12 protein-coding genes and 2 tRNA genes are annotated in these 15,729 nt (G+C 66.1%); 12 read left to right on the top strand and 2 right to left on the bottom strand.

Annotated elements, in window-relative coordinates; all coding sequences use genetic code 11:
* Positions 1 to 689: 689 nt before the first annotated feature.
* From dnaN to ACIBCN_RS29185, 11 genes are all read left to right on the top strand, one after another.
* Positions 690 to 1,865 (top strand): DNA polymerase III subunit beta, encoded by a 1,176-nt coding sequence (gene dnaN / locus ACIBCN_RS29235; RefSeq protein WP_396994905.1) that lies wholly within the window; start codon positions 690 to 692, stop codon positions 1,863 to 1,865.
* Between the two features lie 222 nt (positions 1,866 to 2,087).
* Complete coding sequence (gene recF, locus ACIBCN_RS29230; protein WP_396994904.1) at positions 2,088 to 3,269, top strand: DNA replication/repair protein RecF; 1,182 nt, start codon at positions 2,088 to 2,090, stop codon at positions 3,267 to 3,269.
* A gap of 152 nt (positions 3,270 to 3,421) precedes the next feature.
* On the top strand, positions 3,422 to 3,982 hold the full coding sequence (locus tag ACIBCN_RS29225) for a DUF721 family protein (RefSeq protein ID WP_396995168.1): 561 nt from the start codon (positions 3,422 to 3,424) through the stop codon (positions 3,980 to 3,982).
* A 572-nt stretch (positions 3,983 to 4,554) separates the two neighbouring features.
* Complete coding sequence (gene gyrB, locus ACIBCN_RS29220; RefSeq protein WP_396994903.1) at positions 4,555 to 6,609, top strand: DNA topoisomerase (ATP-hydrolyzing) subunit B; 2,055 nt, start codon at positions 4,555 to 4,557, stop codon at positions 6,607 to 6,609.
* 54 nt (positions 6,610 to 6,663) lie between these two features.
* On the top strand, positions 6,664 to 9,186 hold the full coding sequence (gene gyrA / locus ACIBCN_RS29215) for a DNA gyrase subunit A (RefSeq protein ID WP_396994901.1): 2,523 nt from the start codon (positions 6,664 to 6,666) through the stop codon (positions 9,184 to 9,186).
* A 42-nt stretch (positions 9,187 to 9,228) separates the two neighbouring features.
* Positions 9,229 to 10,380, top strand: a complete 1,152-nt coding sequence (locus ACIBCN_RS29210; RefSeq protein WP_396994900.1) for a DUF3566 domain-containing protein — start codon at positions 9,229 to 9,231, stop codon at positions 10,378 to 10,380.
* Positions 10,381 to 10,592: 212 nt separating this feature from the next.
* Positions 10,593 to 10,666, top strand: a tRNA-Ile gene (locus ACIBCN_RS29205).
* Positions 10,667 to 10,695: 29 nt separating this feature from the next.
* Complete coding sequence (locus ACIBCN_RS29200; protein WP_396994899.1) at positions 10,696 to 10,803, top strand: DLW-39 family protein; 108 nt, start codon at positions 10,696 to 10,698, stop codon at positions 10,801 to 10,803.
* 3 nt (positions 10,804 to 10,806) lie between these two features.
* Positions 10,807 to 10,879: transfer RNA gene (locus tag ACIBCN_RS29195), tRNA-Ala, on the top strand.
* A gap of 214 nt (positions 10,880 to 11,093) precedes the next feature.
* Positions 11,094 to 11,309, top strand: a complete 216-nt coding sequence (locus ACIBCN_RS29190; RefSeq protein ID WP_396994898.1) for a hypothetical protein — start codon at positions 11,094 to 11,096, stop codon at positions 11,307 to 11,309.
* Between the two features lie 173 nt (positions 11,310 to 11,482).
* Complete coding sequence (locus ACIBCN_RS29185; RefSeq protein WP_396994897.1) at positions 11,483 to 11,722, top strand: hypothetical protein; 240 nt, start codon at positions 11,483 to 11,485, stop codon at positions 11,720 to 11,722.
* 85 nt (positions 11,723 to 11,807) lie between these two features.
* Here ACIBCN_RS29185 and ACIBCN_RS29180 read toward each other — a convergent pair whose 3' ends face one another.
* Positions 11,808 to 12,998 carry a hypothetical protein gene (locus ACIBCN_RS29180; RefSeq protein WP_396994896.1) on the bottom strand — a complete coding sequence of 397 codons (1,191 nt, stop codon included), beginning with the start codon at positions 12,996 to 12,998 and terminating at the stop codon, positions 11,808 to 11,810.
* A gap of 39 nt (positions 12,999 to 13,037) precedes the next feature.
* Positions 13,038 to 13,748: a YoaK family protein gene (locus tag ACIBCN_RS29175; protein ID WP_396994895.1), complete on the bottom strand. Its 711-nt coding sequence runs from the start codon at positions 13,746 to 13,748 to the stop codon at positions 13,038 to 13,040.
* Between the two features lie 411 nt (positions 13,749 to 14,159).
* Here ACIBCN_RS29175 and ACIBCN_RS29170 point away from each other — a divergent pair, with 411 nt between their 5' ends.
* Positions 14,160 to 15,089, top strand: a complete 930-nt coding sequence (locus ACIBCN_RS29170; protein WP_396994894.1) for an acyl-CoA dehydrogenase family protein — start codon at positions 14,160 to 14,162, stop codon at positions 15,087 to 15,089.
* Positions 15,090 to 15,729: the final 640 nt, after the last annotated feature.

Raw genomic sequence — 15,729 nt, 5'->3', positions numbered from 1 at the left:
TGCACGCATCGGTACACACGTGTGAACAACCGGGTGAATTCGGTGGAACAACTCGAGGAGCACTCGAGGATGAATATGGGACAACTTCGGAACTCCACAGACGCCGCTCGTTCATCCTCGAGACACCCCGCGGCCATCCCCACGGCACCACGCACGCTGACCTGCGGATTCGGCCTCGGTGCACAGATTCCACAGTGCCTACTACTACTTCAGTTCTTCTCCTAGAAGAACCTTCTTTAAAACAGGTGTGTGGAAAGTCGGGTCGAAGAGGCTCACGACTCGAACCGCTCTCGTCCCCAGGCAAGGAGACGAGCCCGAGCAGATCCGCGATCCACACTTCGGTCGCCGGACTCCGCAGTCCTCGACATCGGTCAACCGATCGCTCAGCACGGCGACGGCTCATCGGTGTGATTCACCAGACCCGTCCACTCGCCCCGCAGGATCCACACACACCTGCCGCGCACTCACCGGCGTCACGAACATCGGGCCATCAAGAACCACCGGAGGGTCGGGCTAGGCCATGGGGCTCGTCGCGGGTACGGTTTGGTGTCGGTCGCCTGTGCCACACTTTCCATGGCGGTCGATCCACATCCTGCGCGAATCAACGTTGAACGAGCCGACAGGCTTGGAGGACGAATGTCCGGCCACCGCATAACAGCTCACGGAACTGGGAGAGGACAGATCGGGCGATGGAGCTTGCAAGCATGAAGTTTCGGGTCGCCCGAGAGGACTTCGCGGAATCCGTTGCCTGGGTGGCACGTAGCCTCCCGTCCCGGCCGCCGGTCCCGGTGCTCGGTGGCGTGTTGCTCGTTGCCGACGAGGGCGGGCTCACTGTCTCCGGCTTCGACTACGAGGTCTCCGCGCAGATGCGCGTCGCCGCCGAGGTCGCCGGTCCCGGCGAGGTACTGGTCTCCGGCAGGCTGCTCGCCGACATCACCAAGTCGCTGTCGAACAAGCCGGTGGACGTGTCCGTCGACGGCACCCGCGTGCTGATCGCCTGTGGCAGCGCCAAGTTCTCGCTGCCGACCATGCCGGTCGAGGACTATCCCCAGCTTCCCGAGGTGCCGCAGCAGTCCGGCGAGCTCAGCGTCGACGTGTTCGCCAATGCGGTCGGCCAGGTCGCCGTTGCGGCTGGCCGCGACGACACGCTGCCGATGCTCACCGGCATCCGCGTCGAGATCGAGGGCTCCAAGGTGGTGCTCGCGGCCACCGACCGATTCCGGCTCGCGGTCCGGCACATCGAGTGGTCGCCCGCCGACGCCGCCATCGAGACCTCGGTGCTTATTCCGGCGCGGACGCTGTCCGAGGCCGCCAAGACGCTCGGCGCTTCCGATGCGCCCGTACAGCTTTCGCTCGGTACCGGGGCGGGCTCGGACGGTCTGCTCGGCATCGTGAACGCGGGCCGCCGGACCACCACGCGCCTGCTCGATGCCGAATTCCCCAAGTTCCGTCAGCTGCTGCCGAAGGAACACACCTCGATCGCCACCCTCCAGGTGTCCGTGCTGACCGAGGCCATCAAGCGCGTCGCGCTGGTCGCCGAGCGTGGCGCCCAGGTGCGGCTGGAGTTCTCCACCGAGGGCCTGCTGCTGTCCGCGGGCGGTGACGACGCCGGTCGCGCCGAGGAATGGCTGGAGGCCGACTTCCGCGGCGAATCGCTGACCATCGCGTTCAACCCCGGCTACCTGATCGACGGCCTGTCCGCGCTGCACGCCGAGCGGGTCACCTTCGGTTTCACCACGCCGAGCCGTCCCGCGGTGCTGCTGCCGGCCGTCGAGGACGAGCCGAAGGTGCTCGAGTCGGGTGCGTTCGTGGCCCTGGACAGCCCGTACACCTACCTGTTGATGCCGGTCCGGCTGCCGGGCTGAGCACCTGTGCACGACCGCGATCCGAGTTCGGCCACTGCCGCGGTCGCCACGAAACCGGTAGCGACGCTGCGGGATTCGATGGCAAGGTGGTCGAGCTCGGCAGCATTCATGCACAGGTCATCCACACACTGTGGTTGGGCGCCAACGGTTTCGGTGCTCGCGTCGAGGCGTTGTGCACAACTCGGGATGGCCGGACTCGCGCAGGTAGGGGCCAGGTAGCGGATGTTCATCAGAACACTGTCGCTGCGTGACTTCCGCTCCTGGGAACACGCGGAACTCGAATTATCCCCAGGCCGAACGGTTTTCCTGGGCTCGAACGGCAACGGCAAGACCAACCTGCTCGAGGCGATCGGCTACCTGGCCACCCTCGGCTCGCATCGGGTCGCCGCCGACGCCCCGATGATCAGGCTGGGCGCCGACAAGGCACGGATCGGCGCGTCCGTCGTCAACAGCGGCCGCGAACTGCGCATCGACATCGAGCTGAACCAGGGCACCGCCAACCGCGCGCAGATCAACCGCTCGCCCGCGCGGCGACCACGGGAGATCCTCGGCATCCTGCAGACGGTGCTGTTCGCGCCCGAGGATCTCGCGCTGGTGCGCGGCGACCCGGGCGAGCGCCGGCGCTTCATGGACGAGTTGTGCACCGCCCGCCTGCCCAGGCTCGCCGCCGTCCGTAGCGATTACGACCGGGTGCTGCGTCAGCGCTCGGCATTGTTGAAAACCGCTGGGCGGCAAGCGAGATCGAGGGCGGACCTGGGCACCCTCGATGTGTGGGACGGCCACTTGGCCACGCACGCCTCGGTGCTGCTGACGTACCGGCTGCGCCTGGTGCACGATCTGTACCCGTACCTCGCCCAGGCATATTCGTCGATCGCTCCCGAATCTCGCCCCGCCACAATCGCTTACCGCAGCGCGACGCTGCCGCCCGAATTCCTGGACCCCGCAAGGGAACCCCAGCCGGACGACACCGAGGCGCTGGAGGCGATCATGTTGCGCGAGCTCGCCGCGGCCCGGCCGAAGGAACTGGAGCGCGGTGTCTGCCTGGTCGGCCCGCACCGCGACGAGCTCGACCTGAACCTCGGCGCGGCGCCGGCCAAGGGTTTCGCCAGTCACGGCGAATCCTGGTCGTTCGCGTTGGCGCTGCGCCTCGGCGCGTTCGATTTGTTGCGCGCTACCGGATCCGAGCCCGTGCTGCTGCTCGACGACGTGTTCGCCGAACTCGACCGCCGCCGTCGCACCGCCCTCGCGGCCGTCGCGGCGGGCGCGGAACAGGTGTTGATCACCGCCGCGGTACCGGAGGACGTGCCCGCCGAACTCGCCGCCGTGCCGCTGCGGGTGGAAACCAGTGGCGGGCCGGACGGGCGGACCTCACGGATCGCCGAGCCCGCCACGCCGTCATCGTGACATTCGCGTTCGCACTGTGACGTATGCACAGAAAAGCATGGTTATCAACAGGGCCTGTGGAGAACTGATGCGTCGTTCGCGGCGCCCGAGGCAGCTGTTTTGTCGGTGCCCTGTCGTAGAGTGGCCCTCTGGCCGCGCGACATGAGAGGAGCCTGGTGACCGATCAAAAAGGCGCCGAACCGGCAGGGCAAGAGCCGGAGTTGCGCGGAGTCGATCTGGCCAGGCGGGCGCTCGAGGAGGCCCGCGCGGCGGCGAAGGCGAGTGGTAAGTCCGTCGGACAGGGGCGATCCTCCCCGCAGCGCAAGTTGCGGACGGGGGCCCGCCGCCGCAGCGGTTGGTCGGGAGCTGGACCGGACGCGCGTGATCCCCAACTGTTCGGCAAGCTGACCGGTTCGCTCGCGAAGAACCGCGGCTGGTCCACCAAGGTCGCCGAGGGGATGGTGTTCGGCCGCTGGGCCGGCGTCGTCGGCGAGGACATCGCCTCGCACGCCACCCCGGTGACCCTGAAGGACAACGTGCTGAGCATCGCGGCCGAATCGACCGCGTGGGCAACCCAATTGCGGATGTTGCAGAGCCAGATCCTGGCGAAGATCAACGCTGCGGTCGGACCAGGTGTGGTGACGTCGCTGAAGATCACTGGCCCCGCGGCACCCAGCTGGCGCAAGGGCGAACGTCACGTGCGCGGCCGCGGACCGCGCGATACCTACGGGTAAGCCGACCGCGTTCCACGTGAAACCGGGTATCGGTATCGCTCGATGCGCCAACCGATTTCAGTCGAGCAGCAATAGCTGAACCTTTCCGGCAGCACAGCGCTCGACCAAGGTCGAACCGGCCAACCCCTGATATTTGATCTACCGCCCTGTTCGCAGACCGAATCGTCGGCGAAGTCGACATCGCACTTGATCGCGCAGGCTCGGTGAGTAACTTGTCGGCTACACCCGAGGACCCCGAAATGCGGGCATACTGCCCCGCGGCCGCGTGTCACCGGGACGGCCCTTCGATGCCTGCCGTCCGAATCATCCCAGGGGCGAGCTGAAGGCCCGAGGGGCGGAACAGACTCGCCGCAATCCAATTTCTCGCATTCACGGAGCCGTCAGGGGTGTCGTAGGTGCACTGTAGGTTGGGTCTACCAGTAGGATGGTGACGTAACTAGCGGCGATCACCTTCGGTGCGTCCCGTACAGCCCGCGTGGCCCTGTATTTCTCGAGCAGTCATGGCCAGGGACCAACGCATGCTGTGCAGTGCCTCGCCAGGAGGATCAGCAAGTAAGGAGAGCTACCGACCAGTGGCTGCCAACGACTCCAACGCATCGGGCTCGACCAACGCTACCTCGGGCAAGGCGGACTACGGCGCCTCGTCCATCACGGTCCTCGAGGGACTCGAGGCGGTCCGCAAGCGTCCCGGCATGTACATCGGTTCCACCGGTGAGCGTGGCCTGCACCACCTGATCTGGGAGGTCGTCGACAACTCCGTCGACGAGGCGATGGCCGGGTACGCGTCCAAGGTCGAGGTCACCCTGCTCGCCGACGGCGGCGTCGAGGTGGTCGACGACGGCCGAGGTATTCCGGTGGCCATGCACGCGCAGGGTGTCCCCACCATCGAGGTGGTCATGACCCAGCTGCACGCGGGCGGCAAGTTCGACTCCGACTCCTACGCGGTGTCCGGTGGTCTGCACGGCGTCGGTATCTCCGTGGTGAACGCGCTGTCCTCACAGCTCGAGGCGGAGATCGACCGCGACGGCTTCCACTGGAGCCAGACGTACAAGGACTCGGTCCCGGGCAAGCTGCTCCAGGGTGACCCGTCCAAGAAGACCGGCACCACGATCCGCTTCTGGGCCGATCCGAACATCTTCGAGACGACCACCTACAACTTCGAGACCGTGGCCCGCCGGCTGCAGGAGATGGCGTTCCTGAACAAGGGCCTCACCATCACCCTGACCGACGAACGCGTCACCGCAGCCGAAATCACCGACGAGGTGGTCAGCGAGACCGCTGACGCGCCGAAGCATACGGATCCGAATGCTGTCGCCGCGCCGGTCGAGCACAAGGTGAAGACACGTACCTACCACTATCCGGGTGGTCTCGAGGACTTCGTGCGCCACATCAACCGGACCAAGCAGCCGATCCACAACTCCGTCGTCGGGTTCACCGGTAAAGGCACCGGCCATGAGCTCGAGGTCGCGATGCAGTGGAACTCGGGTTACTCCGAGTCGGTGCACACCTTCGCCAACACCATCAACACCCACGAGGGCGGCACCCACGAGGAAGGTTTCCGGGCGGCGCTGACCACCGTGGTCAACAAGTACGCCAAGGACAAGAAACTCCTCAAGGAGAAAGACGACAACCTCACCGGTGACGACATTCGTGAGGGCTTGGCCGCGATCGTGAGCGTGAAGGTCTCCGAGCCGCAGTTCGAGGGCCAGACCAAGACCAAGCTCGGCAACACCGAGGTCAAGTCGTTCGTGCAGAAGGCGTGCAACGAGCACCTCTCGCACTGGTTCGAAGCCAACCCGGCCGACGCGAAGACCATCGTGAACAAGGCGGTCTCCTCGGCGCAGGCGCGGGTGGCCGCACGTAAGGCCCGAGAGCTGGTGCGCCGCAAGAGCGCGACCGATCTCGGTGGTTTGCCGGGCAAGCTGGCCGACTGCCGGTCCAAGGATCCGAGCAAGTCCGAGATTTACATCGTCGAGGGCGACTCCGCCGGTGGCTCGGCCAAGTCCGGCCGCGACTCGATGTACCAGGCGATCCTGCCGCTGCGCGGAAAGATCATCAACGTCGAGAAGGCGCGCATCGACCGCGTCCTCAAGAACAACGAAGTTCAGTCGATCATCACCGCGTTCGGTACCGGCATCCACGATGAGTTCGATATCGCGAAGCTGCGCTATCACAAGATCGTGCTGATGGCCGACGCCGACGTCGACGGCCAGCACATCGCGACCCTGCTGTTGACGCTGCTGTTCCGGTTCATGCGCCCGCTGGTCGAACAGGGCCACGTGTATCTGGCCCAGCCGCCGCTGTACAAGCTCAAGTGGCAGCGCAGCGAACCGGAGTTCGCCTACTCCGACCGTGAACGCGACGGCCTGATCGAAGCCGGTCTCGCCGCGGGCAAGAAGATCAACAAGGAAGACGGCGTCCAGCGCTACAAGGGTCTCGGCGAGATGAACGCCAAGGAACTGTGGGAGACCACAATGGACCCCTCGGTGCGCGTGCTCAAGCTGGTCACCTTGGACGACGCCGCCGCGGCCGACGAGTTGTTCAGCGTGCTGATGGGCGAGGACGTAGAGGCCCGCCGCAGCTTTATCACCCGTAATGCCAAGGACGTTCGCTTCCTCGACGTATAAGCCGGTGCGCGTGCCACGTCACCGCAACCGCACCAGGCCCGCTAAGGAGACTTCATGACCGACACGACGCTGCCTCCGTACGGAGGCACCGGCGGCGACCGGATCGACCCGGTCGACATCCAGCAGGAAATGCAGAACAGCTACATCGATTACGCGATGAGCGTGATCGTCGGCCGCGCGCTGCCCGAGGTGCGCGACGGCCTCAAGCCGGTGCACCGGCGCGTGCTCTATGCCATGTACGACAACGGATATCGGCCCGACCGCGGCTATGTGAAGTCCGCCCGCCCGGTCGCCGAGACCATGGGTAACTACCATCCGCACGGCGACAGCTCGATCTACGACACCCTCGTGCGCATGGCGCAGCCGTGGTCGCTGCGCTACCCGCTGGTCGACGGCCAAGGCAACTTCGGTTCGCGCGGCAACGACGGCGCGGCCGCCATGCGATACACCGAGTGCAGGCTGACCCCGCTCGCGATGGAGATGTTGCGCGAGATCGACCACGAGACGGTCGATTTCGTCCCCAACTACGACGGCCGTTCGCAGGAACCGACCGTGCTGCCGAGCCGGGTGCCCGCGCTGCTGATGAACGGCAGCAACGGCATCGCGGTCGGCATGGCGACCAACATCCCGCCCCACAATCTCAACGAGCTGGCCGAGGCGATCTACTGGGCGCTGGACAACTTCGACGCTGACGAAGAGTCCACCCTGGCCGCCTGCATGGAGCGGGTCAAGGGTCCGGACTTCCCGACCTACGGCCTCATCGTCGGTGGTCAGGGCATCCACGATGCCTACAGCACCGGCCGCGGCTCGGTCCGGATGCGCGGCGTCGTCGTGATCGAGGAAGACAACAAGGGTCGGACCACCCTGGTCATCACGGAGCTGCCGTATCAGGTCAACACCGACAACTTCATCAACTCGATCGCCGAGCAGGTGCGCGACGGCAAGATCGCGGGCATCTCCGATATCCACGACGAGTCCTCGGACCGTGCGGGCATGCGGATCGTCGTCACCGTCAAGCGTGACGCCGTGGCCAAGGTCGTGCTGAACAACCTCTACAAGCACACCCAGCTGCAAACCAGCTTCGGCTGCAACATGCTCTCGATCGTCGACGGCGTGCCGCGCACACTGCGGCTCGACCAGATGATCCGGTACTACGTCACGCACCAGTTGGACGTCATCGTCCGGCGCACCAAGTACCTGTTGCGCAAGGCTGAGGAGCGGGCCCACATCCTGCGCGGCCTGGTCAAGGCGCTCGACGCGCTCGACGAGGTCATCGCCCTGATCCGGCGTTCGGCCAACACCGACACCGCGCGCACCGGCCTGATGCAGATGCTGGATATCGACGAGATCCAGGCGACCGCGATCCTCGACATGCAGCTGCGTCGCCTCTCGGCGTTGGAGCGGCAGAAGATCGTCGACGAGTTGGCCAAGATCGAACTCGAAATCGCCGACTTGAAGGACATCCTCGCCAAGCCGGAGCGTCAGCGCGCCATCGTGCGCGACGAGCTGGCCGAGATCGTCGAGAAGTACGGCGACGAGCGGCGCACCAAGATCATCGCCGCGGACGGTGACGTCGCCGACGAGGACCTGATCGCCCGCGAGGACGTGGTCGTCACCATCACCGAGACCGGCTACGCCAAGCGCACCAAGACCGACCTGTACCGCAGCCAGAAGCGCGGCGGCAAGGGTGTGCAGGGCGCGGGGCTCAAGCAGGACGACCTGGTCAAGCACTTCTTCATCTCCTCGACGCACGACTGGCTGCTGTTCTTCACGAACAAGGGCCGGGTCTACCGCGCCAAGGCCTACGAGCTGCCCGAGGCCAGCCGGACCGCGCGCGGCCAGCACGTGGCCAACCTGCTCGCCTTCCAGCCGGACGAGAAGATCGCCCAGATCATCCAGCTGAAATCCTACGAAGACTCCCCATACCTGGTGCTCGCCACCAAGAATGGCCTCGTGAAGAAGTCGAAGCTGACCGATTTCGACTCCAACCGCACCGGCGGCATCGTCGCGGTGAACCTGCGCGACGAGGACGAACTGGTCGGCGCCGTGCTGTGTTCGGCCGACGACGACCTGCTGCTGGTGTCGGCGCTCGGCCAGTCGATCCGGTTCTCCGCGACCGACGAGGCACTGCGTCCGATGGGCCGCGCCACCTCCGGCGTGCAGGGCATGCGGTTCAACGCCACGGATGAACTCTTGTCGTTGAACGTTGTGCGACCGGATACATATCTGCTGGTGGCCACGGCGGGCGGTTACGCTAAGCGGACTGCGATCGAGGAGTACACGGCACAGGGCCGGGGCGGTAAAGGCGTATTGACCGTCCAGTACGACCCCAAGCGTGGCACCCTTGTCGGTGCGCTCATCGTCGAAGACGAGGATGAGTTGTATGCGATCACCTCCGGTGGTGGTGTCATCCGGACGGTGGCCAAGCAGGTTCGCAAGGCTGGACGACAGACCAAGGGCGTGCGATTGATGAACCTCGGCGAGGGCGATACGTTGCTTGCTATCGCGCGTAATGCCGACGAGCCCGATCCCGACCTGCTCGCTGGCGAAGACAGCGACACCGGTTCCTCTGAGTAGTAACCCCACAGCGGCGGCAACGAACGGATCTAAGGATTCCCATTGACCACTCCGAATCAGCCGAATGACGAGCGGCACCAGACGAACGGTGTGACCGAGCGGATCGCACCGTCCCCGATTCCGCCGCGGCCGATCCCACGCCCGGGCTCGCCGGCCGACAACGGCCAGCAGGGCGGCGGGCAGCCGAACGGTGGCCAATCGGGTGGTGCCCAGTCCGCCGCAGGCCAGCAGCGCGGCGGCCAGCCGGGAGGTGCGCAACCCGGCGGCGGGCAGCAACGCGAAATGCAAGACAAGCAAGGCGATTTCGCGGGCCAGCCGAAGGGATCGGAGCAGGCGCCCGGTCACCCCGGGCAAGATCCGTTCGATCAGACTGTCCGCATGAACAACTCAGAGCCCGGCGCACCCGAGTCGGGGGATCAGTCCGGTGGCAACGGTGGTGGCCAATCGCCGTTCCAGGACGGCTGGGCACAACTGCCGCAGCGGGAACCACAGTCCAACCTGTACCGGCCCGGTCAGGCGCCGGTCACCGGGCGCCCCAGCGGCTCCGGTGCGCCGGCCGGTGGCGGTGGTGGCGGCCTCGGCGGTGGCGTGACCAACGCACGCACCACCGCCGACCTCGCGGCCAAGGCGGCCCGCAAGGAAGCCGCGATGGTGAAGTCGGTCGGCATCGACGGACCCACCCGCAGCATCGCCAGGCCCGAGCTGATCAAGGACATGCCGGACCTGTCGGATATCCGGCACCCGCTGCCGCCGTCGGCCGAGCACACCGGTCCGCAGGGGGCACCCATCTCGCCCGCGGTGCCGGTCGCGGTCGCCGCGGCCGTCGCCACCGGCGAGCCGCTGCGGGCTACCGTGCAGATCCGCCGGATCGACCCGTGGTCCACGCTGAAGATCTCGCTCGTCATCAGCGTCGCCATGTTCTTCGTCTGGATGCTCGCCGTCGGCCTGCTCTACATCGTGCTCGAAGGCATGGGCGTGTGGGAACGGTTGAACAACACCTTCACCGACATGGTGTCCCAGGACAGCGGGTCGGTCGGGCTCATCGACGCAGGCACGGTCTTCGGCTACGCGGGCGTCATCGGGCTGATCAACGTGGTGCTGTTCACCGCGCTCGGCACCGTCGGCACGTTCATCTACAACCAGTGCTGTGATCTGGTCGGCGGCATCCAGGTGACACTCGCCGACCCCGACTAGAACTCGGACTCCGCACGGCCGGTGTCGTCCCACTCCAGGAATGACACCGGCCGTTTTCGGTAAATCGGAGGGCTCGCAAGCCAGCTTCTCGCAGCCCGCGCCGAACCGCCGCGAGTCCCCGTGGCAGCCCTGCTACCAGCCGTTTTGGAGGTAGTGCGCGAGGTCGGGTAATCTCTAGCCTCGGCTCAGGTGGAAGAACACAAGGGTCATACGGGCCTATAGCTCAGGCGGTTAGAGCGCTTCGCTGATAACGAAGAGGTCGGAGGTTCAAGTCCTCCTAGGCCCACTCCCGAACACCACAGTAGGGTGGGAACCATGAAGTTTCTTGTCACGGTCGGTGCCGTGGTTGCGGTTCTCGTCGGTATCTCCAAGCTGCGCCAGCGCAACGACGCGGACATGTGGCACGAGGTCACCACCCGCTGACTCGGGGCCTTAGCTCAATTGGCAGAGCACTGCCTTTGCAAGGCAGGGGTTAGGGGTTCGATTCCCCTAGGCTCCACTCGATAGGGGCCCATGCCCATAAAAAGCATGGGCCTTTTCTCGTTTCGCGTGTTTTGTGGGGGCGGAGCCCCCACTCCCCGCCCGGCGGGGCTTCGCCCCCCGGACCCCCTCCGCTGTGTGCCGATCTTCGCAGCGGACTATTCGGGATCGTTTGCTGACTCGCTGACCGCCTGCTGGGCCTGTCGCAGGACGGCCCCTCTCTCATTGCTTGCTTGCAATCGCTTCCAGGTGCGGGCCTGTATCTATCGGTGACCTTCCCCGATCCCGAGCGGGCGATCTGGTGGTCAGGGCTGCTCGGCAAGGTCGGCGTGGTCGAGGCCGAGCGCGTGCTCGACACGGAGAAGGCAGGCAAGACCTTCGTCTCGCTGGTCGACTACCTGCGCACCCGTGTTGCCGGGCTGACCCGCATCGATCCGAAACACAGCTAGTCGATATCGCCGCCGCCGGTGTCCCGAGGCGGCGCTGCGTCCGGGTTTCGCGAACCCGCCTGCGGTATTGCCACCGATGCCGGGGGCACGGCAAATTGCGGCGTTTGCGCAGGTGATCCGTTCGCTACCGTGGGGTGCGCGCGTAGCCCACGGATTGTTGAAAGGTGTTATTGATGAAGCGTTTTGGGATTTCGTCTCTGGTCGCCGGTGCGGCCGTCGCCGGCGCGGTGTTCGCGGCGGCGCCCGCGATGGCGGCGCCGGGCATCCCGCTCGAATCTCCGGCGGCCGGCGTCCAGACGCAGCCGGTGGCCGAAGGCTCGTCGTCGGGGTCGGCGAATTCGCTGGCGTCCGGCTCAGCGTGGCTGCCGTGCTTGCTCGGTCAGAAGTCGGCGTTCTGCAACTGGGTCGGCTGAGGATCGGATCGACCGGCCGGTGCTACGCGAGGGCGGCGAAAGCTTTGGTACCCAGCCGATCTCGGCTGGGGTGCGTTTGGCTGGGTCAGCGGGGGATTGCGGTGGCCTCTAGGCGAGTGAGGGTTTCGGGGGTGGGCCAGTGACGGACTTCGTAGCGGCGGGGGGTCATGCCGGGGATGGGGGTTAGGCCGGTTATTTCGGCTACGGCGGGGAAAGGGGCCTCGAAGAGGGTGGTCATTTCGCCGTTTTCTTTGGTGCAGAAGATGATGCGGTCGGCTTCTGGGAGTAGGTATTCGACGTCTTTGCCCCAGATGGTGGTGGTGTAGGGGCCGGTGTCGGCGGCTACGTAGAGGAGCGTGCCTGGGAAGGCGGGGGCGAGGTTGTCGTGGCCGGGGTAGGCGAGGTGGCGGTCGACGGCTTCTTCTAGGGCTGCGGACTGGGCGCCGTATTCGGTGATGGCCAAACCACATCGGGCGCGCAGGGCGAGGGCGCGGTGGCGGTGGTCGGGGGATTGGTCGAGCGGGATGACGGTGCCGTGGTCGTCGACCGTGTAGGCCTGGGGGGAGATGGGGCGGACGGCTTCGCGGTACCGCTGTTCGACATGGTCGAAGAGGCCGGACAGGTCGTCGACGTCGGGGGCGATGATCAAGGTGTCGACGTCGGGGACGAAGGCGATCGGGCGGTGGGTGCCGTCGCCGCAACCGGCCAGCCAGCCGGGGACCAGGGGCCAGGAGGTGCAGTAGCCGTCGCCGTTGTCGCCGAAATGGATCAGGCCCGATCCCTGGTATCCACCGGAACCGACCAGGGCGGTGAGGTTTTCGCGTGCCGCGGTGAAGACTTCGTCGGCGCTGACGCCCCAGCCCCGCACTGTCGCGGTGGAGACGATCGAGCGGGAGTGGGGTCTGTCGACCGCGACCAACTCGTCGATGAAGGGAAACGCGGGGCGGGTGATCGGCCGCATGCCGCCGGCCTCGGAGTTGATCCCGAAGGTGTTGGGGCGCAGGATCGGTCGCAGCATGGCCCGGACCGCGGGCCAGGTGTCGGGCTCGGCGTCGTCTTTGACGCTGGCGACGAAGTTCGCGATTCGTCCGTCTCGTTCGGCGGCCGGGAGCCCCGCGGTCTCCCGGAAGATATTGTTCAGGTACAGATCCAGGCTGCCGACGACGATCTTGAAGTCGGCGGGGTGGTATTGCGCGTCGTGCTCGCCGATAACGGTCAGTTGGTGCAGGACGAGCGCCGCGAACTGGTCGGCGTCGACCCCGAATTTCTCCTCCACGCGGCCACCGTAACCGGCGCGACCGACGAGTGCACGGAGTCAGTCGGTGGAGAGTGGTCCGTGCCGATCGAGATGCAGGTAGGTGTAGCCGGTCACGATCAGGCAGACGACCGTCGCGGTGATGAGCATGGCCCACCCGGCGACGAGCATGCTCAACAGTCCGCCGAGCAGGGCGCCCAGCGCGAAACTCAGGTAGAGGAGGAAGTATCCGAGCCAATCCGCGTAGTCGCCACCGCTCATGTGGCGTTCGATGCCCTGGGCCAGCTTCACCAGGGTCCCGGTGACATAGCTCAGCGGCACCGACACCTCACCGTCCTTCACGAACGAGGTGTTCAGCGCGCCGACGCCGAACGCGACGAACAGGATCGGCACGAAGTCGATGGAGGCGGTCTCCGGGTTCTGGAATCGAATGATGTCGATGATCGAGGCGGTGGCGAGGCTGAAGGTGGTCAGCAGCGTCGGCCCGTGTGGATGCCCGGACCAGTAGCGCCTGCGGCACCACGAGGCGACCACGACACCGGCGACGAACGACCCGAGCAGGCCCGCTGCCGCGGCCGCAGTGTCGTTCTGATCGTGGAAGTGGCCGAGGATGGCCCGTTCGGTGTTGCCGGTCATGAACGTGACGAAGTAGCCGGCGGTATGCATGAATGCTGCGGCGCCGATCAATCCGGCCAATGCGGCCAGCACCCATGACAATCTTGCCTCATTGTCGAAAAGTGCCCGTTTGCGTGCTTCGTCCGGTTTCGGCACAGGTCAGGCTCCTTTCGCGGCGGATGTGACTCTTCAGTGTTACCGCTCGCCGGTGAAACGCGCATGTGCAGCGCCGTGGGTTGCCGGACGATCACCGGCGCGCTGCCGAGCGATCATCCGGCTGCGGGCGCGAGCGGGTTGTCGATATCCGCGCGGTGGTCGAGTCCCTCGAAAATTCCGTCTGCCGTGGTCAGTACCGGTGACGCGTGATGCCGTCAGTTACCAGAAGTAGCCGACCGGATCGGCCGCGGGCGGATGGTGAGTCTGTCGGCGAATAGCCGGTTGTGACGCGTAGCACGAAAGGAGCCGTGGCTTGCTGGACGCGCCCGGTGCCGGATATGACCTCGGCCAGTTCTGGCGTTCCCGCACTGGATGCCCGCCCGGGACCGCCGCGCCGGTTACCGTGCAGGAGTGGACTCCGTGCTCGATTTCCTGCTGACCGAACCGCTCGCCTCGACCCCGATCGACGATGTCGGCGCGGCCTGGACGCGACATCGAGTGGCCGCGAACCGATTCGGCAAGCCGGTCGACGTCGCCCTGGCGGGTGGCTTCGGCGCGGACCGGCTCGGTTACGCGTTCCTGTCCGGATATCAGGAGGCGGTGCGCACGCTGATTCCCGATCTGCCCGCCGACGAATTGGTCGCGTTGTGCGCGACCGAGGCGGGTGGCGGGCATCCGTCGGCGATCCAGACCACGCTGACCGAGGAGCTGGGCAGCGCCCGGCTCAACGGCACCAAAACCTTTGCCACGCTGGGCATGATGGCGCAACGGCTGATAGTGGTCGCCAGTGTGGGCGCGGCCGAGGACGGCCGGAATCGGTTGCGCGCCACCATGGTCGACGTCCGCGAGGCCGGGGTGCACGTGACGAATCTGCCGACAACCCCGTTCGCCCCGGAGATCCCGCACGCCATGGTGACGCTGACAGATGTTGCGGCCGTGGTGTTACCGGGTGACGGCTACCTGGATTACCTCAAGCCGTTCCGCACGATCGAGGACGTGCATGTGCTCGCCGCGACGCAGGGCTGGCTGGTCCGGGTGGCGCGCGTGTCGGGCTGGTCGAAGTCGGTGCTGCAGCGACTGCTGACCGTGGTGGCGGCGGTGCGTGGCCTGGACATCGATGCACCGAGTTCGCCGGGTGTGCACGTCGCGCTGGGTGGTGCGTTCGAGTACGTCGCCCGGTTGCTGGCGGACCTGGATTCCCTGTGGGCGTCCGTGGATTCGGAGACCAGGCAACGCTGGGAGCGGGACCGCCCGCTGCTCGCGATCGCCGGACGGGTGCGCGATCAGCGGCTGGCTACGGCCTGGCGATCGGTGCGACCCGGGGACGATCAGGCGGTCTGACCTGGTCCAGAAATGGGGAGCGGGCCTCGGCGAAGGGGGGGAGTTAGCCGAGGCCCGCGTAAGGTCGGCCCGGGGGGGAGGGGCCGACTTGAATGATCCTACGCGATGTTCCGCGATTGTGTGCGCGTGGGGAGGGCCACTTTTCGAAGATTTTTTGGGTCGGTTTACTTTCTGCTAGATCGGGGTCTTTTCGGGTACTCGGGGGACCCCGGTCGGTCACTGTTCGGCGGTGGCCTGTTGTTTGCCAAAACCACTGTCACGCAGGTTGATACCTATTCTTTGCCAGGTATGGCCCAGCGGTTCGAGAGCGGTGCAAAACATGCCGACCGGTCGCTGTGTGGCGAGCATCGCTGTCCGATATGTGCGATTCACGTCGGCGGGCCGCGAAAAGGCGCCGCGTGTCGTCTTCGTGGCAATTCCGCAGGGCCGAATTTTGTCGTACCCGATGCGAACATGTGTTCGCGTGCGGCAAGCCCGGGGTTGGTCGCGTCGGCCGAGCGACCAAGGCGCTCGGCCGTTTTCGCGTCGGCGCGCCCAAGTATGAGTACCGAGCGTCCGCGAATCGGGTAGTCCACTACCCGCGACCCGGCCCTGTGTCGCGAGGGAGTATCGAACCGGTCGCACCTCGATCCGGCACCCC

It is taken from the genome of Nocardia sp. NPDC051052 (genome assembly GCF_044456045.1).
Taxonomy (GTDB): Bacteria; Actinomycetota; Actinomycetes; order Mycobacteriales; family Mycobacteriaceae; genus Nocardia.
Note: the sequence above shows the minus strand (reverse complement) of the source record. Positions and strands in the feature narration are given on the sequence as shown.

Excerpts from the sequence above, each read along its gene's own strand:
- ACIBCN_RS29185 (WP_396994897.1), top strand. The coding sequence starts at position 11,483 with ATGAAGCGTTTTGGGATTTCGTCTCTGGTCGCCGGTGCGGCCGTCGCC.
- dnaN (WP_396994905.1), top strand. The coding sequence starts at position 690 with ATGGAGCTTGCAAGCATGAAGTTTCGGGTCGCCCGAGAGGACTTCGCG.
- recF (WP_396994904.1), top strand. The coding sequence starts at position 2,088 with ATGTTCATCAGAACACTGTCGCTGCGTGACTTCCGCTCCTGGGAACAC.
- gyrA (WP_396994901.1), top strand. The coding sequence starts at position 6,664 with ATGACCGACACGACGCTGCCTCCGTACGGAGGCACCGGCGGCGACCGG.
- ACIBCN_RS29200 (WP_396994899.1), top strand. The coding sequence starts at position 10,696 with ATGAAGTTTCTTGTCACGGTCGGTGCCGTGGTTGCGGTTCTCGTCGGT.